Source organism: Desulfosporosinus metallidurans, assembly GCF_001936615.1.
GTDB classification, from domain to species: domain Bacteria; phylum Bacillota; class Desulfitobacteriia; order Desulfitobacteriales; family Desulfitobacteriaceae; genus Desulfosporosinus; species Desulfosporosinus metallidurans.
Genome location: NZ_MLBF01000059.1, coordinates 1 through 25,193, shown reverse-complemented (window position 1 = coordinate 25,193; position 25,193 = coordinate 1). Strand labels below are relative to the sequence as shown.

24 protein-coding genes, 1 pseudogene and 2 other annotated features are annotated in these 25,193 nt (G+C 43.4%); of the genes and pseudogenes, 3 read left to right on the top strand and 22 right to left on the bottom strand.

Features of this window, described 5'->3' with window-relative positions:
* The 3 genes and pseudogenes from DSOL_RS22110 to DSOL_RS22100 form a co-directional block, all read right to left on the bottom strand.
* Positions 1-492, bottom strand: a pseudogene (locus tag DSOL_RS22110) (hypothetical protein); the annotation flags it as partial.
* 449 nt (positions 493-941) lie between these two features.
* On the bottom strand, positions 942-1,631 hold the full coding sequence (locus DSOL_RS22105) for an NAD(P)H-dependent oxidoreductase (RefSeq protein WP_075366932.1): 690 nt from the start codon (positions 1,629-1,631) through the stop codon (positions 942-944).
* Positions 1,628-2,188, bottom strand: a complete 561-nt coding sequence (locus DSOL_RS22100) for a flavodoxin family protein (RefSeq protein WP_075366931.1) — start codon at positions 2,186-2,188, stop codon at positions 1,628-1,630. Before DSOL_RS22100 ends, DSOL_RS22105 begins: the two co-directional genes overlap by 4 nt.
* Before the next feature lie 131 nt (positions 2,189-2,319).
* Here DSOL_RS22100 and DSOL_RS22095 point away from each other — a divergent pair, with 131 nt between their 5' ends.
* A complete protein-coding gene (locus DSOL_RS22095) occupies positions 2,320-2,922 on the top strand; it encodes a TetR/AcrR family transcriptional regulator (protein WP_075366936.1) in 603 nt (200 codons plus the stop codon).
* A gap of 22 nt (positions 2,923-2,944) precedes the next feature.
* On the opposite strand, the gene DSOL_RS22090 is transcribed toward DSOL_RS22095, so the two are convergent.
* Positions 2,945-4,579, bottom strand: coding sequence for a class I adenylate-forming enzyme family protein (locus DSOL_RS22090; protein ID WP_075366930.1), 1,635 nt, complete (start codon positions 4,577-4,579; stop codon positions 2,945-2,947).
* A gap of 165 nt (positions 4,580-4,744) precedes the next feature.
* Here DSOL_RS22090 and DSOL_RS22085 point away from each other — a divergent pair, with 165 nt between their 5' ends.
* On the top strand, positions 4,745-5,737 hold the full coding sequence (locus DSOL_RS22085; RefSeq protein ID WP_075366929.1) for a tyrosine-type recombinase/integrase: 993 nt from the start codon (positions 4,745-4,747) through the stop codon (positions 5,735-5,737).
* Positions 5,738-5,761: 24 nt separating this feature from the next.
* Here DSOL_RS22085 and DSOL_RS22080 read toward each other — a convergent pair whose 3' ends face one another.
* From DSOL_RS22080 to DSOL_RS21990, 18 genes are all read right to left on the bottom strand, one after another.
* Positions 5,762-6,247, bottom strand: a complete 486-nt coding sequence (locus DSOL_RS22080) for an acyl-CoA thioesterase (RefSeq protein ID WP_075366928.1) — start codon at positions 6,245-6,247, stop codon at positions 5,762-5,764.
* A 116-nt stretch (positions 6,248-6,363) separates the two neighbouring features.
* Complete coding sequence (locus DSOL_RS22075) at positions 6,364-7,074, bottom strand: peptidylprolyl isomerase (protein ID WP_075366927.1); 711 nt, start codon at positions 7,072-7,074, stop codon at positions 6,364-6,366.
* 156 nt (positions 7,075-7,230) lie between these two features.
* Positions 7,231-7,887, bottom strand: coding sequence for a hypothetical protein (locus tag DSOL_RS22070; protein WP_075366935.1), 657 nt, complete (start codon positions 7,885-7,887; stop codon positions 7,231-7,233).
* A gap of 173 nt (positions 7,888-8,060) precedes the next feature.
* Positions 8,061-9,089: a 3-deoxy-7-phosphoheptulonate synthase gene (locus tag DSOL_RS22065; RefSeq protein WP_075366926.1), complete on the bottom strand. Its 1,029-nt coding sequence runs from the start codon at positions 9,087-9,089 to the stop codon at positions 8,061-8,063.
* Between the two features lie 71 nt (positions 9,090-9,160).
* Entirely contained in the window at positions 9,161-10,414 is a 1,254-nt protein-coding gene (locus DSOL_RS22060; protein WP_075366925.1) for a Y-family DNA polymerase, read from the bottom strand.
* Positions 10,415-10,602: 188 nt separating this feature from the next.
* Entirely contained in the window at positions 10,603-11,229 is a 627-nt protein-coding gene (locus DSOL_RS22055; RefSeq protein ID WP_075366924.1) for a phosphoribosylanthranilate isomerase, read from the bottom strand.
* Positions 11,226-12,011: an indole-3-glycerol phosphate synthase TrpC gene (trpC, locus tag DSOL_RS22050; RefSeq protein WP_075366923.1), complete on the bottom strand. Its 786-nt coding sequence runs from the start codon at positions 12,009-12,011 to the stop codon at positions 11,226-11,228. The genes DSOL_RS22055 and trpC overlap by 4 nt, the downstream gene beginning before the upstream one ends.
* The gene (trpD, locus tag DSOL_RS22045) at positions 12,008-13,027 is read right to left on the bottom strand and encodes an anthranilate phosphoribosyltransferase (protein WP_075366922.1); all 1,020 of its coding nucleotides are present in this window, start codon (positions 13,025-13,027) and stop codon (positions 12,008-12,010) included. The genes trpC and trpD overlap by 4 nt, the downstream gene beginning before the upstream one ends.
* 75 nt (positions 13,028-13,102) lie before the next feature.
* Positions 13,103-13,669 carry an anthranilate synthase component II gene (locus DSOL_RS22040; protein ID WP_075366934.1) on the bottom strand — a complete coding sequence of 189 codons (567 nt, stop codon included), beginning with the start codon at positions 13,667-13,669 and terminating at the stop codon, positions 13,103-13,105.
* Complete coding sequence (locus DSOL_RS22035) at positions 13,669-15,129, bottom strand: anthranilate synthase component I family protein (protein WP_075366921.1); 1,461 nt, start codon at positions 15,127-15,129, stop codon at positions 13,669-13,671. Before DSOL_RS22035 ends, DSOL_RS22040 begins: the two co-directional genes overlap by 1 nt.
* A 184-nt stretch (positions 15,130-15,313) precedes the next feature.
* Positions 15,314-15,558: a binding site (T-box leader), on the bottom strand.
* A gap of 65 nt (positions 15,559-15,623) precedes the next feature.
* Positions 15,624-15,870 (bottom strand) — a binding site (T-box leader).
* Between the two features lie 62 nt (positions 15,871-15,932).
* Positions 15,933-16,709, bottom strand: a complete 777-nt coding sequence (locus tag DSOL_RS22030; RefSeq protein ID WP_075366920.1) for an ABC transporter ATP-binding protein — start codon at positions 16,707-16,709, stop codon at positions 15,933-15,935.
* Positions 16,710-17,507, bottom strand: coding sequence for an ABC transporter permease (locus tag DSOL_RS22025; RefSeq protein ID WP_075366919.1), 798 nt, complete (start codon positions 17,505-17,507; stop codon positions 16,710-16,712).
* Between the two features lie 109 nt (positions 17,508-17,616).
* Positions 17,617-18,627: an ABC transporter substrate-binding protein gene (locus DSOL_RS22020; protein ID WP_075366918.1), complete on the bottom strand. Its 1,011-nt coding sequence runs from the start codon at positions 18,625-18,627 to the stop codon at positions 17,617-17,619.
* 62 nt (positions 18,628-18,689) lie between these two features.
* On the bottom strand, positions 18,690-19,802 hold the full coding sequence (gene hisC, locus DSOL_RS22015; RefSeq protein ID WP_083642920.1) for a histidinol-phosphate transaminase: 1,113 nt from the start codon (positions 19,800-19,802) through the stop codon (positions 18,690-18,692).
* A 42-nt stretch (positions 19,803-19,844) separates the two neighbouring features.
* Positions 19,845-20,939 (bottom strand): iron-containing alcohol dehydrogenase family protein, encoded by a 1,095-nt coding sequence (locus tag DSOL_RS22010; RefSeq protein WP_075366917.1) that lies wholly within the window; start codon positions 20,937-20,939, stop codon positions 19,845-19,847.
* A gap of 531 nt (positions 20,940-21,470) precedes the next feature.
* Positions 21,471-21,650 (bottom strand): aspartyl-phosphate phosphatase Spo0E family protein, encoded by a 180-nt coding sequence (locus tag DSOL_RS22000; protein WP_075366916.1) that lies wholly within the window; start codon positions 21,648-21,650, stop codon positions 21,471-21,473.
* A 320-nt stretch (positions 21,651-21,970) separates the two neighbouring features.
* On the bottom strand, positions 21,971-23,170 hold the full coding sequence (locus DSOL_RS21995; protein ID WP_235838955.1) for an NAD(P)/FAD-dependent oxidoreductase: 1,200 nt from the start codon (positions 23,168-23,170) through the stop codon (positions 21,971-21,973).
* Positions 23,171-23,219: 49 nt separating this feature from the next.
* A complete protein-coding gene (locus tag DSOL_RS21990) occupies positions 23,220-23,780 on the bottom strand; it encodes a site-specific integrase (RefSeq protein WP_075366914.1) in 561 nt (186 codons plus the stop codon).
* 453 nt (positions 23,781-24,233) lie between these two features.
* Here DSOL_RS21990 and DSOL_RS21985 point away from each other — a divergent pair, with 453 nt between their 5' ends.
* A complete protein-coding gene (locus DSOL_RS21985) occupies positions 24,234-25,187 on the top strand; it encodes a coiled-coil domain-containing protein (protein WP_075366913.1) in 954 nt (317 codons plus the stop codon).
* Positions 25,188-25,193: the final 6 nt, after the last annotated feature.

Sequence of the window (25,193 nt, the reverse complement as noted above, 5' to 3'; positions counted from 1 at the left end):
AAGTCCTTCCTGGGGTCCTCTCTTGAAGTCGCCTTTTTTAGGAGTAATAGCGTCCTCTTGAGCTTGAGTAATTGTTCCCGCCGTTACGAGAGCGTCCAAGGCGGTTTTAACTCCACCTGCTGATTTTGTAGCTGTCGTAATCGCAGTTGTGACTGCATCTGCTTGAGCTTGAGTTATCGTTCCTGCTGTTACGAGAGCTGCGAAGTTAGATTTAGATCCTTCCTGGGGTCCTCTCTTGAAGTCGCCCTTTTCAGGAGTAATAGCAGCTTGAATAGCATCCTCTTGAGCCTGAGTAATTGTTCCCGCCGTTAAGAGACTGTCCAAGTGACTTTTGAACCCGTTGTTAACTCCGCCCAAGTGTGTTTGAGTAGACCTCGAAGTTTTTATTGTATTACTGCTTGAAGTAGCTGCAAAAACAGCACTTGCAGATAAAAGTGTTGTAATAGCAGTAGCAATTGCGATTGTTTTTGTTTTCGTTTTCGTAATTCTCATTGTTATAATAGCCTCTTTCCAATTTGCATTATTTGAACAAATATGTTAGATTCCATTCCATCGTTCATTGGGTACAATTCATACGCAACACCACCTTTCAACTTTTTAAATTGGTAATTCATGGGATTTTGCTCATATTCGTTTTGCCCATTGCTGAAAACTAAACTCTGTGTTAATAGAAATATTAGCGGTTTCTAATTGCTGACCTGAACAACACAGCTCTATTAACCACTGAACTTGCGAGTGATAATCATCTGTTGTTTTTATAATAGTATAAACTTGTGGCAGTTTCATGACCTTCGTATGGAGAATATGTGAAGATAATGGAAAATGTGAAAAATGAAAACATCCCCTTACACCCCAAGAATTACACAACTTCCCCGGTTATCAAGGTCGCTACAGTTGCTAACTAGCGACCACCCAGTTATTAAAAATAGAGTGTTAAAATTTTAGAGGTTAGAATATGGCTTGCAGTATAAGTCTTTTTTCTTCAGGCCATTTGTCTTGGCCATGGAAACCCAACCCTTGTTGCCCATGAAAAAGTATAATTTCCTAGGAAAATTCAGTGCAACGGATATGTTTTCTACAACATCTTCTCTGCTTTTGATGATATCTTCAGCCATCAAACTAAATGCCTTGTTCAATTCCGACATGGTTTTACGCACAAAGGGTGTACCTTGGGCGCCAAGGAGCATTCCGCCACCACCGATCATAACACCGAAACGGAAAACATTATTTGTATTACGGCTAAAGCTTCCAATGACCCGGATTGCCTCCCGATTGATGTCGGCTTCCGGAAATCCGCAGTTGACCACAGCATAAATCCTGCTTCCCCCCACTCCGTCCTGCCGCTGAGTCCAGTAGGCATAGTAGTCCTGCAGGAAGCGCATGAGTATACCGGGCAAGCAAAATACGTAAAGGGGAAAGTTAAACACCAAGGCGTCCGCTTGCAGCATAGCCTCAAAGTCGGATTCAGTTCTCCCTTTCATCAGGCTTTGACGCACATCCAGCGAATACACATCCAACCCCTCTGTTTTCATCAGCTTTTCTTGTCTAGCAGTTAACAACCCTGATGCACTTACCTCCGATACTTTGGGGCTGGAACTGATAAGGACTACGCGTTTCGGTTCCTTGTTCACTGTAGTGCACCTACTTTCTTAAGGGTTAGATTGTCGAAAGCTTGTAATATTTCTGCGTCGTCACCCTGATAAATCAGCACATCCACGTTCTGGCGATGTTTGGTGGTGACATCGATAAATAGCGTGATATCTTCATCTGAAAGTTCGTCTCCATAGCCGATGATTATCTGTTTCGGATATGAGCTATACCTCGCCGGATGCATTGTTGATCCGTCCCGCCTTGTTTCGAAGAATGGAAGGATGTTGGGAATCCAACGGTCAAAGGAATTTTTAATATTGGCACTGAATTGTCCAAAAACAACCGGACAAAGATAGACAACTACGTCACTATTGATAAAGTCATAATTGATTTGGGTCATGGCATCATTAATGACGCATTCCCCCGGTTTTTTCACCCAACAGCCAAAGCAACCCACACAAAAAGCGAGATCATTCCTGCCAATTTGAGTTTCTTTTACCTTGAAGTCTTTTTCAGTTATAGATCTGCTCAGCACTTGATTTAACCGGGTAAAGGTTTTCGTCTGATACTCTTTATCTGAGATAATGAGTGCTTGCATACGTTTCACTCCCTCTAATGTTTACTGTGTCAACTTTAGTATAATGGCAGAAGTTTACGTTGTCAACATCAGGTGTTATAATGATGTTAAACATTATTATTCATAAAAGTAGTGAAAGGAACAGATGTCGGATGCCGAATCAAAGCTATCATCATGGGGATTTAAAGGCCGAGTTGATCCGGATGGGACTCAAACTCCTGGATCAGGAAGGCTATGAGAGGTTCTCACTCCGCAAGGTGGCCAAGGCCTGCAATGTCAGCCAGACAGCCCCATATCGCCACTTTAAGGACAAAGACGAGTTGATTGCCGCTATTGCGATGGAAGCCACAAAGGAATTTGATCAAAGCCTAAAGCATGCTTTGATCAAATTCCCGGATGACCCCAAAAAGCAGCTGAAGGAAATGGGCATAGCTTATGTAGATTTTTTTGTGAAAAACCCTGAATATCTACGTTTGCTTTTTTTTAGCGATATCAAGTCCAAAATGAGTCTAGATTCCCGTCTCGCCGAGAACCATTTTGTGGACGGTCACCCCTTTCATACCTTTTTCAGTGCAGTTGAACGCTATAAAAATAATTCCCCCAATGAGACTATGGTGGAAAAGGAGCTCATGCTTTATTGTTGGGGTTTGGTCCACGGGATTTCAGTTCTGATTGCGAACAGGGATATCCCATTTGAGGGGGATTACTTCAAGCTTGTCAGCAGAATTATAGATAGTGATAAATTTCTGTGGTAAATGTCACCTTTGAATTCAGATTTTATCTCTCCGTTTGAGTAGCCACTAAACTTAATCCACCGTATTTATCCCTCAGACGTGGTTTTTCAATCTTGCCGGTGGGATTGCGCGGGACTTCGTCAAAAATAATTTTACGCGGACGTTTGTAACGCGGCATTGGAGCGCAGAATGACTTTATTTCTTCTTCAGTACACTTGCAGCCTGGTTTAAGTTCTATGATAGCAGCTGCGATTTCACCCAGACGCTCATCCGGCAATCCAATGACCGCGACATCCTTAATTGCATTATGAGCACGCATAAAATCTTCAATTTGTACCGGATATAAATTCTCTCCGCCGCTGATAATCACATCTTTTTTCCGATCAACCAAATAAATAAAGCCGTCTTCATCCATCCGGGCCATATCTCCGGTAAACAACCAGCCACCTTTGATTGCTGCCTCAGTCGCTTCAGGGGCGTTGTAGTAGCATTTCATCACGCCCGGCCCCTTGACAACTAATTCCCCAACCTGTCCCTGAGCTACAGAGCATCCATTCTCGTCGGTAATCTTGACTTCCCAATTGTAACCGGGTATTCCGATAGCTCCGACTTTATGAATATTCTCAGTGCCTAGATGGACACATCCAGGACCGATAGATTCGGTCAAACCGTAGTTCGTATCATAAAGATGGTTAGGAAAACACTTTTTCCAGCGACGAATTAAGCTGGGTGGAACCGGCTGCGCACCGATATGCATCAGCCTCCACTGGGCAAGATCATAATCTTCCAGCTTCACATCTCCTCTTTCTATGGCATCCAGAATGTCCTGTGCCCAGGGAACCAAAAGCCAGACAATCGTAATTTTTTCTTCAGAAACTGTTTTGAGTATCCATTCAGGCTTAACTCCGCGAAGCAATACGGCTCTGCTCCCTGCCAGTAAACTGCCAAACCAATGCATCTTGGCGCCAGTATGGTACAACGGTGGAATGCACAAAAAATTGTCTTCTCGCTTTTGACCATGGTGTTTATATTCCGCATAACATGCTGACATCAGACTGTGGTGCGTATGCAGAATTGCTTTCGGAAATCCCGTAGTCCCCGAGGAGAAATATACTGCTGCATCATCTTCCTCCGTAAGCTTGATCTTTGGCGCTTCAGAAGAACAATTGGCCGTAAGGCGATCATAGCTTTCAGCAAAAGAAGGACGGTTTTCTCCTGCAAAAAGAAGTGTCTTCACTTTAGGTATCTGATCATAAATCATTTCCACCCGGCCGATAAATTCAGGCCCGAAAATTAAGGCAATGGTTTCGGATAAACCTAAACAATATTTAATTTCCTCAGCCGTGTAGCGAAAATTTAACGGTACTGCGATGGCTCCGATTTTTAATATTCCAAAATAAATCGGCAACCATTCCAGGCAATTCATTAACAGAATTGCAACCTTATCCCCTTTTTTTATTCCCCTCTTCAGCAGCAGATTGGCCAGTCGATTTGCTTTCTCGTCAAAAACGCGCCAGGTCATTTCTCGTCGGTATTCGCCTGCCGGGTTGTTTTCAATCAATTCATACTCACGCCAAGTGACATTATGACTTTCCTGGAGATCCAAATTAATCTCAGTCAGGCATGTTTCCTGTCCATATGTCTTGGCATTACGCGATAGTATTTCCGTGATAGGCATTTTCTCTTTCCTCCCGTTCTTCCAACCAACAAAGGATATTACTTTAAATATAAATAAAACCGTACTTCAAAAACACTACTACTTAATTATAAAGCGCTACAAGCAGTTAATCAAAAGGTTCTTAGAACCTACGCCCTTGGAAAAGTTGAATACGGAGGTTTTTTTATGGCAAATAATCATGTAGTTACTTCTACCACCCTTCCCCATTTCGCACAAGATTTTATTAATCACCTAGCTGTCATTAATAAATCAAAGACTACTCAATATGCATATACTCATGAACTTGGTCTTTTTTTTCAATTCCTGTGCAATTCCATGCTTACCTTCCCTACTTTTCCAGAAGACATAAGCTTGTTAAATATGGAAACTATCGGTCATCGTGATATCGAATCCTATTTGAGCTGGGCTAGTATTAAACGTAATAATGGAGTACGCGCTCTTGCACGCAAACAAGCAGCGATAAAATCTCTTTACCGCTACTTAGTACGTGAGGATATGATAGCCAAAGATGTCACGATCAAGTTAGACCCTATTAATGTCTCTCAAAAGCTTCCGAAGGCTCTTGAACCTAATCAAATTGCTGACCTTACTGACGTTTTAACGAACGGAACTGGTTTGTCTAAAGACGAGCTTAAATACCATAATTATATCGAGAAACGAAATTATGCTATCTTCCTTACCTTCCTAGGTACTGGATTGCGTTTATCTGAACTTTGTAATCTCAATCTCACAACAACATATCTTAATAAAGGCTATTTTGAAGTAATTCGCAAGGGAAATAAAGAAACTGTCATATACTTTAATACTGAAATTAGCGAAGCGTTGAATGATTATCTGCAAAATGAACGACAACGTTATGCTCAGGGTAAATCAGAGGCTTTATTTCTCTCCATGCAAGGAAAAAGAATTAGTACGCGAGCTGTACAGAATCTTATAACAAAGTATATGACGATTCTCAAAACAATGGGCCATAATACGGATGGTTTTAGTGCTCACAAAATGCGTTCAACGTTTGCTACATTGCTACTTAACGAAACGGATAACCTTGCCATTGTGCAAGACGCTTTAGGGCATTCCGACCCTAGAACAACAAGAATTTATGCTAAGGTTCTAGATGAACAACTTAAACGTTCAGCCGCATTAATAAAGTTTAAGTAGGATATTTATAGCAATCTATGATTATTACTGAAGATTGCTTGCTTTTTTACCAAGTTGCTTATAAGCCAGATAACGTTGCTGCCCTTCCCGGAATAAGCAACGTTCTTCCTCGTTTGTAAGTTCGAGAGATGGCACTTGTTGGGATTTTCCCCTCTCATCTAAGGCAACAAAAGTGAAGTATGACGTTAAAGCTGTTTTAGCAGGTTCGTCAATAGTCACATCTTCAACTGTTACGGTGACTGAGACTTCCATTGAACTTTTGCCAACAAAAGTTAATTTTCCATAGCAGGTTACAACGTTGCCAACATGGATGGGATGATGAAATTCAAGTTTGTCTACTCGTGCGGTAACAACGTTTGTGCGGGCATGTCGTCGGGCTACAACTCCAGCAGCACTATCCATCAATTTCATAATCTCGCCACCATGAACATTACCCGATGGATTGGCATGCTGTGGAAGCATGACATTTGACATAGTTACTTGCGAATAATTAACTGATTTACCCACCATCGTAATTTCCTCCTTTATGAGGTTTTATTCATTAACTAAATCCAGCAGTGCTGATTTACGTTATCCTTAGCTAATTTCTTAGGCCGTCCGCATTAAAAAGGCGGCCCTAGTTATTACTACTTTTCGAATATTTCCACCGATTTCATATAAACTGGGTCGAGAGGCGAGCTCACTTCGCCTGATGAATTGGAGCCAACCCTGACGCTGGAAATCTTCTCCACAACATCCATTCCTCCGTCTACCTGACCAAAAATCGTATAGGCAGGGTTCTGGTTTAAACTTGCAACGTTTTGGCCTGAACCGATAAAGAATTGACTGCCGTTCGTATTTGGTCCGGCATTAGCCATTGCTACAGCTCCAGGCGAATAAGTATGTTTAGACGATAACTCATCAGCAAATTTATAACCTGGACCACCTGTGCCGTCCCCTTTTGGGTCACCGGTTTGAATCATAAAGTTTTTAATCACTCGGTGAAATTTTAATCCATCGAAATAGTGATTACGCGCCAAGAAATTAAAGTTATTAACCGTTTTTGGTGCATCCTCTGGAAATAACTTAATACTAATGTCTCCAAGGTTCGTGTGAATAATTGCGTGATAAGGTTTTTTCTGGTCAATTTGCATAGATGGCGGCGAACTCCAGGTCTTGTTCTTAGCCTGATTTGCCGGTTGTGCTGGTTGATTTTGCTCAGTTGGTTGAATAGACTGGTTCTGCTGGCTTTGTGTTTGACTTGATGCCGGGGGTTGTGATGCTATAGGTGCCTTGGGTGCACAACCTGCAAGCGACACCATTACCAGGGTAATTAGAATATAAAATACCTTTTTCATTGAGTACCTCCCATAGTTGACACGTCATAATTTAATATTTCTTCTTCGTCTCATAATTATCCTTCTACACATTGATATTAGTCGGATTTTCCTGCCATATCCAGATACTGAATCCGCCAACATCGAGAGAGTTGATTATTATATCGATCGTGATAGTTATTTGCGGGCTTTGGCCAATAGCTGTGATCGCTTATCGGACTTAGCTTTTTCATATTCAATCTTAATAACACCAACACTATCGATGGGAAGATTATTAGCAATCAGTTCAGCCTGCATCGCATTTAAGGTACTGTAAAATTGGCTGTCCATGTTAGCCTCAAGCATGGTTCCGGCTTGAATATATTTTTGGACCAGCTCTGGACGGTTCAATGTGCCAGCTTTACTGCTCTGCACATACTCCTGAATTGCCGCTGAATACAAAGTATCTAAACGGCCCAAGGCCACATTCTGTAAATAATTAAACTTAGGCGTATACTTATTATTAATTTCGTCTTGCGTAACCGGTTTCGCAACAATAGTTTCATTCACAGGAGTTGAAGCTGTCACTCTTTTGTCTTCCTCCTGCACTTTTGCCTTTTCCAGCATAGATACAATCTTTGGAATATCAGTCTTCTTTGCTAAATCATCCACTGATTTTACAGTGTTAACTGCTTTTTCATCAGCAAATGAATTAAAAAATTCTGCCCCAAACTGGTTATTAAGTTGTTGTTGGATTTTCGGGTCAGGCTTAAAATAGTTGTTGTATCCCCAAAAGCTAACCAGGGCCATAAATAGGACCACAATACCTATAATATTTAGAAACTTTTTTTTCATAATTTCTCCAAAATGACGGCTCACAAGCATGTTTCGCCGAGTACTCTCACCTAGAATTCAACAGGTTTCCTAAATATTCCTGCCATAGATACCGATATCAGAAAATAATAAAACCATCACCTTAGCCAGAACTTGGGCAAGGTGATGGGAACAAACCAAACAAGGGGGGCTTTTTAAATATTTTCCGCGACATAATAAATTAATTTCTCTGTACTCTCCCATCCAAGACAGGCATCCGTGATTGATTTTCCATAAATATTCTCCCCTATGCCTTGCTTACCTTCTAATAGATAACTCTCAATCATGAGACCCTTGATCATTTTCTTAAGTAAAGTGTCATATTTCCTACTCATTAATACTTCTCTTGCGATTCTTGGCTGTTCAGCATAGCACTTCATAGAATTTGCATGGTTTGTGTCTACAATAATAGACGGATTTAACAATTGTAGTTTTTCATACTCGTTAGCAATGCGTATTAAGTCCTCATAATGATAATTCGGGATATTTCTACCATAAGGATCCACCGCACCTCTTAAAATAGCATGGGTAAGAGGATTGCCTGTTGTTTCAATTTCCCAGCCATTATAGTTAAAAGTATGACCCTGCTGTGCAGCTATGATCGAGTTCAACATGACTGACAGGTCACCACTTGTAGGATTTTTCATACCTACTGGTGTGTCAACACCACTCACTGTTAATCTGTGTTGCTGATTTTCGACGGAACGAGCCCCAATTGCAATATATCCTAATACATCTGAGAGATAGGTATAGTTTTCCGGGTAGAGCATTTCATCGGCGGCGGGCATGTAAAATTCACATAATGATCTTAAATGCATTTTTCTGATGGCTTTTATTCCTTCAAATAAATCTGGCTTTTTGCTTGGGTCTGGTTGGTGCGCCATGCCTTTATACCCTTCACCCGTCGTTCGCGGCTTATTGGTATAGATTCTTGGAATAATTATAATTGAATCTTTTACTTTTTCCTGAACCCCAGCAAGTTTTTCAATATACTCGCAGACAGAGTCTTCATTATCCGCTGAACATGGACCTATTATAAGGATAAATCGGTCATCCTTATCTTCAAAGATATCCCTAATATCACTGTCTCTTTTTTCCTTAATATCTTTAATGTGCTTTGGCAAAGGAATCTGCTCTATAATTTCATCGGCAGTTGGGATTCGTTTAATGAATTTTAGACTCATTTCCAATTCTCCTCCGTAAAACCGCTATAGTTTCAGTATAGAATTTTTCTCCTAGACTAGCAATGTAAATTTTAAAGAAGACTCGTCATCAGCGGATAATCTTCATTTTCGACGACACCGCCAGTCATAGAGTGGAGCCCGCTATTAAGGAATGCCGATCTAAAAATGGCTGAAGATCCGTACTTTGACCTAATTACATCGACTGCACTATCGACCTTACGTCGTTTATCGTAATCCTTACCAAAAAGGGAAGTCTGGAAGAAATCGTTTTGGCAGAGTTCCGATACGCGCAGCCCCATATGTCTAAGCGGTTGCTCCTCCCATTGCTCATCGAAAAGCTCACAGGCTATCTCCCATAGTTCATCCGTACAATCAGTGGGGTTAAAGAGTTTCCGTTGGTGGGAGCAACCGTAAAATTCATTCGTTCGGAAAGATACTGATATCAGACGGGCTAATACATTAGCCTGCCGCAAACGAGAACTTACAGATTCGACGAGGGAAAGCAAAACAAGGTGAGCATTAGTTCGGTCCTCCACATCAAAGGGAATGGTCGTAGAATTCCCCATACCTTTTACTTCAATAGTACCACCAGTTCGTACAGGTGAATAATCAATGCCTTTAGCGTAATTCCAGACTAATACCCCATGTGATTTTAGAAATAGCTTAAGTATCTTTAAATCAAACTTTGCGAGGTCTCCAATTGTTTGAATACCCCTAGATCTCAGTTTTTTGGAGGTTGCTCTTCCGACCATGAATAGTTCCTCAATAGGTAGGGGCCACATTTTCGTCGGTATTTCTTCGGGGAAGATAGTGTGTACCATATCTGGCTTTTTAAGCTCACCAGCCATTTTGGCTAATAGTTTATTCGTTGAGATTCCAATATTCACAGTGAAGCCGAGCTCATTTTTTACTCGGTCTTTTATCTCGTGGGCAGTTTTAATGGGGTCGTCTGAAAGTAACTCCATGCCAGAAAAGTCCAGAAAACATTCATCGACGGAAAACCGTTGGACGGATGGGCTATAGTCTCTCAAAATCTCAACCATAGCATCGCTGCACTGACGATAAAGACCATAATGAGGAGGAACAATGACAAGGTCAGGGCACTTTTGGCAGGCAGAGTAAAGCGTTTCGCCCGTCTCAATTTTAAATTTCTTAGCTGGTATTGATTTAGTGAGCACTATACCATGACGAGTGGTTGGATCACCACCAACGACCGACGGAACTGTCCGTAAATCGAGTGGATCGCCATGTTGGAGCCGGTATGCAGCTTCCCAAGAGAGGTAAGCGGAATTCGCGTCAATATGAAAAATATATCGTTTAGCCATAGTCTACCCACAGATTGTAATCAACGCATACATCGTTCATTTCCTCAACCTCACAGTACGTGTATTTGGATATTATTCGAACTAATGTTCTTATTATACCCCCCTTCTGTTCGAATATCAATGAAAAAATACCGAGAGGCAGGTTGAGTTAAGTGCGTGAAAGACGTTAGGAGGGTGTTTTTGATCTGTCAACTAGTAAAAGAAGGCCTACTTCTAATTATTTCAATGATCTGCCGGATCTTAGATTCATCCTTCAGGCCGTCCGTTTCGGCACCACTGCTCACATCGATGCCGAAGGGATGACATTCCCCGACCGCCTGCGCGATGTTGCCGCTTTCCAAGCCGCCAGCTAAAAAAAACGGTTTATGCAGCCTGGGAATCAATGCGCGGTCGAAGGTCTTTCCGCTGCCGCCGTACTGTCCTTTTTGGTAGGCGTCCAGCAAAAGCAGGTCGCAGGACAGCTTCTCTGCCTGCAGAAGCTGTTCCGTACTCTGCACTCGTATCGCTTTGATCACCGGGCACGCGGTTTTCCGTTTGAGCGCCCGGATATACTCTTCGGTTTCATCGCCGTGAAGCTGTACCATCTCGATAACTCCCGTCTCACAGAGTTCGATAATGAATGGCACCGGTTCATTAGTAAAAACACCCACTGCTTTAATACGAGGATCTAGGCCGTCTTTGAGATAGCGCGCCTGTTCAGGCGTCACCCGCCGTCGGCTGTTGGCAAACACAAAACCAACATAGTCCGGCCGCCAGCGGTTGACGGCCGCGATGTCCTCTTCCCTTGTTAGTCCGCAGAGTTTGATTTGGGTCATAGGACTCCTCCCCGCAGTTCTTCGAGCATTTTCCCCTTGTCCGGACTGCGCATTAGGGTTTCTCCGATCAGCACGCCGTTGACTTTGGCCTGACGTAGCACGTCAATGTCTGAGGCTGTTTGAATGCCGCTTTCTGCTACAAAGAGGATGTTTTCCGGAACGAGTTTCCGAAGTGCCACGCTATTATTGATATCCACTGTGAAATCCTTGAGATTGCGGTTGTTAACCCCGATGATTCGCGCACCTGCCGCAAGCGCAGATTCGATTTCCCGTTCGTCGTGAGCTTCCACCAGCGCGGACAGACCAAGCTCGTCACAGACTGAAATATAGTCCCGGATGGTCCGTGTGTCCAGCAGGGCACAGATGAGTAGGACTGCAGACGCACCGATTGTTTTTGCCTCATAGATCTGATAGGTATCCACTGTAAAGTCCTTGCGCAGGACAGGAATGAAAACCTCTTTTTGTATCTGAAAAAGAAATTCGTCGCTGCCTAGAAAATAGTCCGGCTCGGTTAGCACGGAGATCGCGGCGGCTCCAGCCTGCTCATAGTCTTTGGCAATCTGTAAATAGGGGAAATCTTGCGCGATCACCCCTTTGGAAGGGGACGCCTTTTTGACTTCACAGATAAAATTGATGTCCTGTCTGAGCAGCGCCTTTTCAAAAGGAAAACCTGTCTCAGGGCCGACGCGACTGGCCGCTTTTTTGATTTGTCCAAACGGGATTTGCGCTTTGTTCCGCTCTACCCTAGTACGGGCGGAAGCTGCTAGGGTATCGAGTATCATGGCTGCACCTCATTGGTTAGTTTGCAAAACTCAGCCAGTTTGGCAGCAGCTTTTCCGCTGTCGATCAGTTCCTGTGCCCTTTGGAGACAGTCCTCCACAGTGCAGTTGTCAATGCCAAGATAGAGCGCCATTGCCGCATTGAGCACCACTACATCACGTTTTGCTCCCTTATCCTTGCCGCTTAGGATGTCCCGTGTAATCTGGGCATTTTCTTCGGGCGTGCCGCCCACCAGATCCTGCAGCTTGCAGCGACTGAACCCAAACTGTTCAGGGGTGATATCGTAGGTCGTTAGTTCGCCATGGCGAATCTCGCAAACATGAGTTTCACCAGTGAGTGTCACCTCATCCATACCGTCACTGCCGCTGACCGCCAAGCCGCGCACCACGCCAAGGTTGGAGAGCACCTGGGCAAGCGGTTCCACCAGCTTGCGATCGTAAACGCCCATGAGCTGCATGGTGGCTCCCGCCGGATTGGACAGGGGTCCCAAGACGTTGAAGATGGTACGCACCCCCATTTCCCGACGAACTGGTGCTGCGTATTTCATGGAAGAATGATAGAGCTGAGCGAACATGAAGCAGATGTTGCTCTGCTCCAGAATTTTTTCACTCTGTTCGGGGGACAGGTTCAGGTTGATCCCAAGACACTCCAGCACATCGGCCGCGCCGCTTTTGCTTGATACGCCGCGGTTGCCGTGTTTTGCTACTGGAACCCCGCCTGCCGCGACCACAAAAGCAGATGTGGTCGAGATGTTGAAGGTGCCCACGCCATCGCCACCGGTTCCGACAATGTCAATGACCTTGCGCACCGGTGTAATTTTCAGCCCATTTTCACGCATGACGGTCGCGCAGGCCGTAATCTCTTCTACTGTTTCTCCCTTCATCCGCAGTATTGCCAGCAAGGCACCCATCTGAGCTTGGGTGGCTGTACCGTCCATCATTTCCCTCATAACCACTTTGGTCGTTTCAAAGTCAAGATCTTTTCCGTTGAGTACTTCCTGTATTGCTTTCTGTATCATCATATTTTCCTCCTTATAATTTAATTTTTCAGAAATGCTCCTGAGATGAAGAACAGGCTTTGTTACCGATCTCTACTATAATTCCAAAAAGTTTTCCAAAATAACGTGCCCCATAGGGGTCAAGATGGATTCTGGATGAAACTGTACCCCGTAAACGTCATAGTCTTTGTGTTTTACCGCCATAACTTCGCCCATGTCGTCTTCCGCAATTACCTGTAGTTGAGTGGTCATCGTCTCTTTCCGAGCGACTAGGGAATGGTAACGTGCCGCATCGATCCGTTGGGGAAGCCCACGAAAGATGGGAAAGGTGTTGTCAATTTGGATGTGACTTTTCTTTCCGTGCATAAGTTGCCTTGCGTGACTGATTTCCACTCCGTATACTTCACAGATTCCCTGATGACCGAGACAGACTCCGAGGATTGATGATTTTCCTGCTAGCTTTCGGACCACATCTTCGCAGACACCGGCATCTTTCGGGTAGCCCGGCCCGGGTGAAAGGATGATGTGGGAGGGATTGAGCGCTTCGATTTCTTCCACGGTCAGTTCGTCGTTGCGTACGACCAAAATATCTGAGTTAATGCTGCCGGCAAGCTGCACCAGATTATAGGAAAAACTGTCGTAATTGTCGATCAGTAAAATCATCATTCATCGACCTCCCCTGCATTGCGGATAGCATTCATCACGGCCAGCGCTTTATTGGCGGATTCCTCATACTCGTTTTCGGGTACACTGTCCGCCACAATCCCGCCGCCCGCCTGAACATAAACTTTTCCGTTCTTCTTCACAGCCATGCGAATGGCGATGCAGGTATCCATATTCCCCGTGAAATCCAGATATCCCAGCGCACCTCCGTAGATCCCGCGCGGTTCCTTTTCCAACTCCTCAATAATCTCGCACGCCCGGATCTTCGGTGCGCCGGAAAGAGTACCTGCAGGTAATACTGCCTCAATGGCGCTGTATCCGTCACATTCGGGCAGAATGTTGCTTTCCACTTGAGAGCAGATATGCATGATTTTTGAGTAGCGGTGAATCATCATATATTCCGTAACTTCGACAGAAGAGTACTCGGAAATTTTCCCCAGATCGTTTCTGCCCAGATCGACCAGCATATTATGCTCGGAAAGTTCCTTTTCATCGGCCAAAAGCTCTTGTTCCAGTTGTTTGTCCTCTTCCTCCGTTTTTCCTCTCGGGCGGGAGCCTGCCACTGGGAAAGTCGTAAGCCGACCGTTCTTCAACCGTACAAGCGTCTCGGGAGAGGAGCTCATAATCTCATCTCCGTCGATATTCATATAGACCATATAGGGGGAGGGATTGGTCGTTCTCAATACCCGGTAAGCGTTCATGAGACTTCCCTTGTAAGGCGTGACAAACTGCCTGGAGAGAACAGCCTGGAAGATGTCCCCATCCAGAATGTAGTCTTTTATCCGCCCCACAAGAGTGCAGTAGTCATCTTTGCTCATATTGCAGGTAAAGTGCACATTTTTATCACTCTCGAGTTTTGGCAACGGCTGAGGATTGCGTAGGATGCCAGCGATGACTTCGAGTTCAGCCATGGCCCGTCCGTAGTTTTCCAGGACATTATCAGTTTTCATATTGACCACAATGCAGATTTTTTGTTTTAGATGATCATAGGAGATCACCTTGTCAAACAGCATAAGATCAAAATCGTTACAGTCCCCTCGTTTTATTTTTAATTTCGGTTCCGCGTAACCAATGATGGCATAAGCGAAATAGCCTACAAAACCTCCGGTAAAGGGTGGCATATCCGGCAGCTTCGGTGATTTATAGTCCTTCTGAATTTCTCGCAGCACGTCCAGAGGAGCCTTCGTTTGTATCTGGGTAATATCACCATTCCGTTCGATGGTCACCATTTGTTCTTTACAGGACACTCGCAGCAGCGGATCAAATCCCAAAAAGGAGTACCGACCCCACTTTTCACCCCCCTCTACACTTTCCAGCAGATAGTAGCGTTTGCTAATCCCGGACAACTTGCGCAGTAGTGTAATAGGTGTAATAATATCAGCATAGATTTCCCGACATATGGGTATCACGCTGTACTCCTTAGCCAAGGTCAGTATTTCTTCACAATCTGGTTTATTCATCATCTTCACCTTATTTCATCAATTGATAGGATGAAACGCCTTTCTCTCAGATATAATAAGTGTATTTGTGCAATTAAAGAAAACTTGGCTAGCGCCAAGCCTTAGCGAAGGCGGTCGCCTCAGTTGCACTTATGCCACCCAAAACATATACTTTCTGACTGGTAAAAAAAAGCTTTTGCCCCTGTTAAGGGACAAAAGCCTTCAGCTTCTGCGATACCACCCAAATTGGTAAATAAATTACCCACTCGTTTTACGCACCATCATGCGCACCCCACTGGTAACGGGAGGGTCCCGTCGACGTCTACTCCCTTTCGGTTTCAAGTCGCCCTCGCAAGTCCATTCAGTGAATTCCTGTATACCGCCTTCCCAGCAACCAGCGGCTCTCTGTAATACGTTCCTAAACCTACTTCTCTTGCTCATCGGTTTATTTTTATTTTTTATTTGTTGTTCAGATTATAAAGCGTATTTGAGCACTAAAAAAGCCTTTGCCCCTGTCAAGGGACAAAAGCCTGTAGCTTCTGCGATACCACCCAAATTGGTAAAATAAATTACCCACTCGTTTTACGCACCATCATGCGCACCCTACTGGTAACGGGAGGGTTCCCGGCGACGTCTACTCCCTTTCGGTTTCAGGCCGCCCTCGCAAGTCCATTCAGTAAATTCCTGTATACCGCCTTCCCAGCAACCAGCGGCTCTCTGTAATACGTTCCTAAACCTACTTCTCTTGCTCATCGGTTTATCTTAATTTAGTAAATAATAAACGTTATAGCTTTGTTTGTCAACTATTTTTAAACGTTCGCTCATTACTTAATGGCTTTCAAGGTTTCTTCACGGATAAGATCAAGTAACCGTGTCTTAAGACTTAAGAATTCTGAGCTGCTCTTAATATTATAATCGCGAGGTCTAGGCAGATTGACAGGGATGTTCTCTTTTAAACGTCCTGGTCTAGCTGTCATGACATAAACGGAATCCGCCAAAAAGATGGACTCTTCCACATCATGAGTGATAAAGAGAATCGTCTTTTTTGACTCTTCCCACGCCTTGAGCAGGATTTCCTGCATAATGCTCCGAGTCTGAGCATCTAGGGCACCAAACGGTTCATCCATTAAGAGTATTTCAGGGTCATTTGCAAGCGCACGGGCAATCGCCACCCGCTGTTTCATTCCCCCAGATAATTGGATCGGATAGTGTTTCTCAAAACCACTTAACCCAATAAGCTCAAGATAATGTTGTGCTACTTCTTTACATTGATTTTGAGAGGTTCCCTTTAGTTTTAATCCAAAAGCAATATTATCTTCCACGTTTAACCAAGGATAAAGGGTATAAGACTGGAATACCATACCTCGATCAGGGCCTGGGCCTTTCACCTCATGCCCATCAAGGTACACCTTTCCTGAGCTTGGTTCTTCAAGTCCCGCCACGATCCTTAATATGGTGGATTTTCCACACCCTGAAGGTCCGAGGATAGTAATAAACTCGCCTTCTTTTACCTTAAACGACGTACGATCGAGTGCGACCATTTCGCCCCCCTTGGTAGAAAACACTTTGCCCACTTGGTCAATGACAAGTTTATGATCCATTTACACTCCCTCCTTTCTCATCCAAGAGAATGAAGCACGATAGATGAACTTAAAGATAATGTCAGTCATTAGACCCAGCAAGCCAATAATTATGATTCCCACAAAAATCTTATCAGGCCTTAAGAACCTGGAGGACTGCATGATCATATACCCTAAACCACTCGACGCACCGACGATTTCGGCTACAACCAAATACGTCCAAGCCCAACCAAATGTAATCCTTAAAGTATCCACGATACCTGGAAGAGAAGCGGGAAGGATCACTTTGCTAAAGATCTGTGCTTTATTTGCTCCCAAAGTATAAGATACTTCGATTAAATCATTTTGGACGTTCTTGGTCACATCCATAACCATCAGGGTTAACTGAAAGAATGTCCCAAAGAAAATGACACTCATTTTTTCCCCTTCACCTAGACCAATCCACAAAATGAAGAGGGGAATAAATGCTGAAGCAGGCATATAGCGGATAAAACCCATTAAGGGCTCTAAAAATCCTTCCATGATTCGGAGTGTCCCCATAAGAATCCCTAAGGGTACACCGATAATTGCAGCCAGCAAAAAGCCTAAGCTCACCCTTGTAAAACTGATTCCAATATCCTTTACTATATCCCCTTGAGAAAAAAGATTGATAGCCGCGTCAATGACCTTACCGGGACTCGGAAGAAATAACGGATTCACAATTCCGGTATAACTAAGAATCGACCACATCAAAATAAAGAGTATGAAGGCCGAGAGCCCCGCGGAAGTATATAAACCTTTAGAAATTTCCTTTTTCGGAGCAAAAATGTTTTTCCACATCGCGACTCCCCCTTTCAATGTGTTTTAAGTGTCCGGTTACCTAAGACATTGTTTTTAAGACGTTAGACATTAAATAAGGAGGCCCTTGCGGGCACTCCTTACTTCATTCCTACAGTCCTTCAACAAACTTGGAATTGATAATACTTTCCGGAGTAATGGCTTTATCGATAATCTTTTGCTCAACGTAGAAATCAATGTCACTCTTTGTTGCTTGATAGATTGAACCTTGATTTGCACTTGTTCCAAATAATTTCTTATTGTCCTCTTTATAAAGGAACTTAAGACCAGGAACCGTAGAAGTAAACTCTTTCAAGTCAATTTTTAAGCCTTTAGCCATAATTTGATCCGATTCGTCCTTATTATTCTTCCAATAGTCCATTGCTTCTGCCATCGCAGCAACAAAGGCTTTAACATCATCCGGACGTTTTTCAATCACTTCTTGTCTAAAGCTAATGCTATCCACGATAATCCCCGGAAGATCCTTAGTGGAAACTAACACTTTACCATTGGCACTTGCTCCTTTGGAAAGCCAAGGTTCCCAAGTGACCGCTGCATCGACTTTTCCAGCCATAAAAGCGGCTCCAGCGTCCCCAGCTGACATGGGTACCACTTCAACATCCTTATCCGTTAAACCGGCTTTCTTTAACACAGTTAGCATCAACAAATGGCTTGTAGAACCAACTTCAAAGGCAACTTTCTTCCCTCTTAAGTCAGCAGCGGATTGAATTTCTTTCTTGACAAGGATTCCGTCCCCACCGTAGGAATCATCTAAAAGCCATACGACTTGAACAGGAACTCCCGATGCTGCTAGTGTAACCTGAACATCTTGGGCTGTTGCCATGCCATCAATCTTACCGCCGGCTAAAGCTTGCTTACGCTCTGCTAATCCGTCAACGATCGTCAACGCAACATCAACTCCATGTTTTTTAAAGAGTCCTTTCTCTTGTGCAAGGAATAAGGGGCCATAACCGGTCCAGGTCGGCAAAGTCACTTTTAAGGGAGCTTTTTGAGCTGTTGCTTGCCCTTCTTTGGTTTGCTCTTTAGAGGTAGTTGAGGCACCACAACCTGCTAAACTCAGAATCAGAACCAGTGCTAAAACAAGGGCCACAATTTTTTTCATGTCTTTTCTCCTTTCATTTTGGGGGCACGTTAGACTGATTGATCAATTTGAAAACTAAACGTTTACGCTTGGGTTATTATTTTTTTTAGAGAGTTAACAAAAGCAAGTACTTCCTCGTGCTTCCCTACGGATACGCGAATGGATGTATCCAGCCCGTAACCCTTTAGCGTTCTTACGATCACTCCATACTCAGCTAACTTTTGGAATATCACGCTACTATCAACTTTGGTATCAATGTAAACGAAATTGGTATCGCTTTTTAGATAGGGTAATCCCAGTGATTCGAGTACTTCATACATCATTTCTTTACCCTGATTATTGAGTGCCTTTGCTTCTTGAATATGCTCAATATCCTCTAAGCTGGCTAATGCTCCCGCTTGAACGACGGCATTGACGTTAAACGGCGGGCGAACATGATTTATAGCATCTATCACGTTCATCGTCCCAATACCATATCCAAGTCGCGCACCGGCCAAAGAATAAGCCTTAGAAAAGGTACGAACCACAAAGAGGAATTTGTGTTGGTTTATATAACGAACCCCGGATTCAAATTCGGGTGAAACAGCATATTCTTGGTAGGCTTCGTCGATTACAACCATAATATGATCCGGTATATTACTTAAAAACTTCACAAGCGCGGTTTTAGGAATGATTGTACCCGTTGGATTGTTCGGATTACACAAAAAGATTGCCTTGGTCTTCGATGTTATTCTACTCAGTATATCTTCTAAGTCATACGAGAGATCTTTTTTCATTTCAGAAAAGACCGGTGTAGCTCCCATAAGATTTGTCGCTGCAAGGTATTGAATGAAACTCAGTTTCGGTATGATGACTTCATCCTCTGGCTCCAAAAAGGTTTGGGCTATAAGGATGATCATCTCATCGGCACCATTGGAAAGAATAACCTGCTCTGGGCTGATTCCCTCGATCTCAGCGATTTTCTTCATGATCGAATCCCCTGCTGAGCTGGGATAAAGGTTTAGATCGTAAAGTGAATCAGTCATCGCTTGGATTACTTTAGGCGATGGACCTAATGGACTTTCATTGAAGGATAACTTGTAAACCGTTTCCTTACCAAGTACCGCTTTAATCTCATCGACTGGTAGATCCGCTAGCTCGCACTTATAAGGTGTTAACTTAGGATAAACCTTGCGGACGATATTATTTACGTTCATAGAATTCTCTCCTTCTCCCCGCAAAGCGATAACTCCTTAGAATTAAATAGCTGTGCGCCCCAGTTGATCTGCACGATGAATTCCATCGATCACCATTTGAGGAGTAACTTCAAAGGGCATATTAGCCATATCCTCGATTTCAACGGTAACACTGCCAAGTGTTTTCCATTTTTCATCCGAAATAAGGGAAGTATCAATCCCCATCTCGCCTAAGGTCCTAGGTAAATTGACTTGTTTATAGTAAGAAATTACTTCAAGGATTTCTTCATCTGGACGACCTTCGATAGCCAATTGGGTCAATATTCCGAACGCAACAATTTCTCCGTGGTATACCTCATGAACTTCCGGGAAAATGGTGAGTCCTGAATAGACGGCATGAGCTGCGGCGGTTCGACAATCATCTCCACCGTAGTTACTTATACTTCCGCTCACTACGATAATTGCATCGATAACGTCTTCGAGTTCCCTTGAAATGACCGCCTTATGTATCGACTCGGCGGCACTCTTGCCTTCCTTTAATAGGAGTTCATAAACAAATCGCGCTAACGCAACGGCACCGCAGTTAAAAGCATTCGGTTCTGCTTTTTGGTTTGAAGCCTTGGATTCAAACCATTTTGCTAACGTATCGCCGATCCCAGAAGTCAAATACCGAACGGGTGCTTCGAGAATAACTTGAGTGTCGACAAAGATCAGATCGGGGGTTTTGGATTTACGGCTGATCTCAAGATACTCTCCCTTATCATCGTAAAGAATGGATATACAAGTCGCTGCAGCACAGGTCGAAGCAATCGTGGGAATCGCTATCACAGGGAGGTTCAGTAGGTATCCCAACGCTTTAACGGTATCGATTGCTTTTCCGCCACCCGCGACCAAAAGAACATCGGGATGAAACTCCTCGACTTGATTTTTTAGGTTGAATATATTACTCTCACTACATTCTCCCCCATACCAAATGGGAGGGAGCACCTCAATACCGTGTTGTGAAAGGTCTTTAGTTATCGGATCTGATATAAGGCTTAGTGATGTTTTCCCACCAAAAAGGCAGGCCTTTTTGCCAAAGGCACCAACATATTCTCCGATTTGACCGATCAAACCTTCCCCTCGAATATAGTTACCGTGTCCGGAAACTTTTTTCATTTAATACCCCTGACTTTCGAGTGAATTTATACATTTATCTGCATTTTTATTCAACCTTAATATTAAGAGGATTCTTATGGCCTGTCAACTGTTTTTTTGCGATTAACCACTTGTTTTACCGCCCTTGTAATTGCCTCGAAATCATTTAGCTTGCAGCCATTCATTCCTTTTTTCGTTACGTACAATCTGAGGATCCTTTTGGCATATTCTATTTCCAGATGGTAAGTTTATTGGTTACTTCCGCAATAATAGAGATTTGATATTGATATTCCTCAAATGCTGTAAAAATAGTTTTTCAAAAAGCCAGTTTCCCTTACTCAAAGGAAAGCTGGCTTTTGGTTACTTGTATATCCTCCACGGGAATCTATGGCCTAATGTACGCGATCTTTTCGGTGTGGTTAATTTCAAAAAGTAGGCGGTATGTACCAATCCGGAGGCGATATAAATCCTGGTGTCCCTTCAGTAGTTTGATGTCGCCGCTTGGTGAAATTGTTAGAAAAAATACTACTAAACCCAGCCGAAGAAAAGAAATTACCCTGCCCTTCTACTACGTCTGTTTATCTTTTCTTGACTGAGATAAAACTCGTTAATCAATATGTCAAGCTTTTCGCTAACCCTTACCACTTTCGGATCCGTAAGATCTTTATCCGAAGCAATTTTTTGCATTTGCATTCTTAATTCTTCTATTTGTTCATGAACCATCAGTTCCATCTCTAGAATACCCTCCCAAACAAATTTGCGCACTCGCATATTCTAGTACTATATCGAGATAATATCAACCGTATAAAATGTAATGTATTGTCGGAATACGCAAAAATCAAAGTTGATTCACATCGTTCGGTTCATGTTCGAAAATCAACATGTTATGTAATCTACACCTTAAATTTATGCATACCTAATCTACGTAAGTAACTGTTTGAATAATACACTGTAGCGCTACAAGTGTAGCGAATTTGTAGCTTTATATTACCAGCCTGTTGCTCTCAATTCTTTCCGGCACCCGTGAGGATGTAGTTCAACATGTTTGCAAATTATGTTCTCACTGCATCTTTTACCGAGTAATTATCTAACAATATTGGTTCAGTAAGGTAACCTTTGGCGAATCGATCCGGATGGAATAAATTAATGTCGATCTGTTCAGTTTTGCCGTTTAAAATTAGGTCTGCTACGATGCGTCCGACGGCGGGTGCATGCATAAAGCCATGCCCGCTGAGCCCGTTAGCCAAGAAAAATCCTTTTAATCCTGGAGCTTCGCCGATAATCGGGTGAAAATCAGGCGTTTGTTCGCAAATTCCTGTATACGTGCGCAGCCATTTTATATCGATGGTGGAAGGGATTGTCTCGGTTGCTGCTAGAAAAAAATCTTCTGCCACAGATTTATCAACCACTTCTTCAAATCCAGGCCAGGTGTCTTTATCGGTTCCCCCCAATAATACCGTCCTTGCGCTGGCTTCCTGATGCAAGTAAAAACCAGTGGACAAATCCACGATCAAGGGAGTAGCCGGTGGCACATCTTTGGGATTGGTGCAGACGTATACCTGACGGCGGAAGGGTTGCACAGGAAGCGTAATTCCCACCGTTGCCGCTAACTGGGCAGCATACGGACCTGCGGCATTCACTATGAGTGGGCTCCAAATCGTCCCTTGCCCGGTTTCGACGCCTTTAATAGTATCTCCATTGAGGATGAGTTTCGTTGCTTCCCGGCCAAAATGAACGGTAGCGCCTTTGCGGCGCACCGCTGCGTAAAGTGCTGCCAAAACGGCATACGGGTCAGCATAGGCATCCCACGGGCACAATGTTCCACCCAGGAAGCGGCTACTGTGGAGATATGGGAAGTTTTTCAGCAGTTCTTCCTGTTTCAATAACTCCATAGGTATGCCATCCGCTACGACTTGTTCAGTGGTCAATTGCAGATGATTCCACGATCCCTCATCAGCGGCCAGCATTAAGCACCCCTTTTCCAGATACCAAATTGGGGCATCAAACGTTGACTCAAACTTAAGGAAGAAATCTCTGCTGAGAAGACTTAGGCGTCGGAGCTGGGGACTGCTGAGTTGGTAACGGATACTGCCAGTACCTTTACCAGTGGAACCCCCGCCCAGCATTTTTTCCTTTTCCAATAGGGTTACCGATAGTTTTGGTGCAGCCTCCAGAAGGTGATAAGCAATGCTTAATCCAATAATACCGGCGCCAATGATTATTATATCTGGGTTAAGTTGTTTACTACTCATGTCCAATTGAGTTTTCCCCCTGCCTTTAAAGAAATTTTTTTATCTAGGATCATAGATTTAGATTCAAATACACATCATCCAACTCATCTTGGGTGATTCCTATGTAACGTAGGGTTTCTTTCGGTGAAGCGTGATTGAGCAGAGACTGAATGCGGGTTACGTCCACTCCAGCGATATAAGCGTGGTAGCCAAAGGTTTTTCGTAGCGTATGAGTACCAATTTTGTCCTTAATCCCTACCGTTTTAGCCGCGTCATTTATGATTCGATATGCTTGTTGTCGGGTGATCGGCCCACCACCCTTGCGTGAAGGAAATAAGGCCATTTCGGGAAGGGTACCCAAAGGATATTCCCTCAGCGCTTTTATAACAGTATCGCTAAACGGAAACGTCTTAGTCTTTCCTGTTTTCTTTTCTCGGACGGTAATCCGATCTTTAACTCTCCCCTTTTCATCCAAGACGTCAGAGACTTTGAGCTTTAAAAGATCGCTGACTCTAAGCCCAGAGTTGATCCCTAGCGTGAAAAGCACATGATCTCTCAGGTTACTCCCTCTAAGGACCTTTTTTATGGCTTCAATCTTCTTTCGATCTCGTATAGGTTCGACAAATTCCATCCAACGCGCACCTCCCTCTTTCTCAATAATTGAACGCGTGCAAACCCGTGTTCAAGCGCTGTTAAAAACGACATTTAGCCTAATGTGCCATAAGTTAGTATATCATTTAATTGTGACACATTGAAGTTATATCATTAAACTTTCTAAACAAAGAAAAGAGCCTAAACCCTTTGGTACGCTTGGGTTTGGGCTCTTTTCGCGAATGTGACACACTCTCCTTATGTAACATTCGTTAAAATATAGTAGACTCGTAATTAAATTTTAAGTCAAAACGTTCTCTTTAAAGAATTCTAAGCTTCTTTAATCAATCTTCGCATGAAATCATGGGTTTTAAAATAGTTCTTTATACCAATATACTCCAATGGTATACTGTAAGTATTCAGGTATACCTATAATACATATTGTTGGAAACAAATCAACGTATACCATAAGTGAATTAAGGAGCGTCAAGAAGTGAGCGATGAGCTAAATTTAGTTGTAAAACCCGATTCTTATTCCGTCAAGACGACCACGGATGTTACCGAGAGGATCCAGGAATTAACTAAGAAGACCGGACTGAATCATAAAGATTTATTTGCCGCGATGGTGACCCGTTATTACTCTGAACTTGAGGCTGGAAGCGAGCTTGATCGCAGTGATGATATGCAGCAGATCCGATATCATCTAAACCGGGCAGAGAACATCTTTCTAGGGTCCTTGCAAAAAGTACAGGACATAAAAAAGGACTATACGGAACGCCTAGATGCTCTGAAGGCTCAACATAAAGAAACTCAAGAAGAACTCCTAAAGAAAACGACTAATTTGGCCAAGGAGCTAGAAAATCTTGCAACTACTCACTCTGAGACCAAAACTCGACTTAAAGAAGTCACGGATCGTAATCAAGAGTTGGAGGAGACCCATCGAGGGAATAAGATGACGGTGGATTTATTAAGCCAAAAGATAGAAATGCTTGAGTTAAAAGCTGCGGCCGTGGATCCATTAAAGGCAGAGATCAAAGACCTTCAAGAGAATACACTTTCCGACCAGCAAAAACTGACCCATCTCCATTCAGAATTGGAGACAGCTCAGCAGACCATAGCCAACCTTGAGCAACTTCGGATCGAAGTGGAAGAAGCAGCTCGCAAGCAAGGGCAGGAACTGAAGGTAACCTATACCAAAGACGTTCAGCAACTTAAAGAAGTTCATAAGCTGGAAGTGGATAAAGTGCTCCTTGAGTCTGAACGCCGAATTTTAGAAACGGTACAGAAAGTTAAAGATGAGTACCAACGTAAAATTGATGATCTTATGATTAAAAACGAGGATCTCAGATCAAAAAATCAAACGTTAACGGAGAAGATATTCGCTTTGGAAATGGATCGACTAAGACAGGGAGGAAATATCGAACAACCGGAAACTGGCAAGCTTTGATAATTA

Coding starts and splice junctions, on each gene's coding strand:
- DSOL_RS22010 (WP_075366917.1), bottom strand. CDS start 20,939: ATGAAAAAAGTTTCCGGACACGGTAACTATATTCGAGGGGAAGGTTTG.
- trpD (WP_075366922.1), bottom strand. CDS start 13,027: ATGATACAGAAAGCAATACAGGAAGTACTCAACGGAAAAGATCTTGAC.
- DSOL_RS22090 (WP_075366930.1), bottom strand. CDS start 4,579: ATGCCTATCACGGAAATACTATCGCGTAATGCCAAGACATATGGACAG.
- DSOL_RS21990 (WP_075366914.1), bottom strand. CDS start 23,780: ATGGAATTTGTCGAACCTATACGAGATCGAAAGAAGATTGAAGCCATA.
- DSOL_RS22020 (WP_075366918.1), bottom strand. CDS start 18,627: ATGAAAAAAATTGTGGCCCTTGTTTTAGCACTGGTTCTGATTCTGAGT.
- DSOL_RS22095 (WP_075366936.1), top strand. CDS start 2,320: ATGCCGAATCAAAGCTATCATCATGGGGATTTAAAGGCCGAGTTGATC.
- trpC (WP_075366923.1), bottom strand. CDS start 12,011: ATGATACTCGATACCCTAGCAGCTTCCGCCCGTACTAGGGTAGAGCGG.
- DSOL_RS22030 (WP_075366920.1), bottom strand. CDS start 16,709: ATGGATCATAAACTTGTCATTGACCAAGTGGGCAAAGTGTTTTCTACC.
- DSOL_RS22080 (WP_075366928.1), bottom strand. CDS start 6,247: ATGGTGGGTAAATCAGTTAATTATTCGCAAGTAACTATGTCAAATGTC.
- DSOL_RS22100 (WP_075366931.1), bottom strand. CDS start 2,188: ATGCAAGCACTCATTATCTCAGATAAAGAGTATCAGACGAAAACCTTT.
- DSOL_RS22040 (WP_075366934.1), bottom strand. CDS start 13,669: ATGATTTTACTGATCGACAATTACGACAGTTTTTCCTATAATCTGGTG.
- DSOL_RS22035 (WP_075366921.1), bottom strand. CDS start 15,129: ATGAATAAACCAGATTGTGAAGAAATACTGACCTTGGCTAAGGAGTAC.
- DSOL_RS22025 (WP_075366919.1), bottom strand. CDS start 17,507: ATGTGGAAAAACATTTTTGCTCCGAAAAAGGAAATTTCTAAAGGTTTA.
- DSOL_RS21995 (WP_235838955.1), bottom strand. CDS start 23,170: ATGAGTAGTAAACAACTTAACCCAGATATAATAATCATTGGCGCCGGT.
- DSOL_RS22075 (WP_075366927.1), bottom strand. CDS start 7,074: ATGAAAAAGGTATTTTATATTCTAATTACCCTGGTAATGGTGTCGCTT.
- DSOL_RS22000 (WP_075366916.1), bottom strand. CDS start 21,650: ATGGAACTGATGGTTCATGAACAAATAGAAGAATTAAGAATGCAAATG.
- DSOL_RS22055 (WP_075366924.1), bottom strand. CDS start 11,229: ATGACCCAAATCAAACTCTGCGGACTAACAAGGGAAGAGGACATCGCG.
- DSOL_RS22070 (WP_075366935.1), bottom strand. CDS start 7,887: ATGAAAAAAAAGTTTCTAAATATTATAGGTATTGTGGTCCTATTTATG.
- DSOL_RS22085 (WP_075366929.1), top strand. CDS start 4,745: ATGGCAAATAATCATGTAGTTACTTCTACCACCCTTCCCCATTTCGCA.
- DSOL_RS22065 (WP_075366926.1), bottom strand. CDS start 9,089: ATGAGTCTAAAATTCATTAAACGAATCCCAACTGCCGATGAAATTATA.
- hisC (WP_083642920.1), bottom strand. CDS start 19,802: ATGAACGTAAATAATATCGTCCGCAAGGTTTATCCTAAGTTAACACCT.
- DSOL_RS22060 (WP_075366925.1), bottom strand. CDS start 10,414: ATGGCTAAACGATATATTTTTCATATTGACGCGAATTCCGCTTACCTC.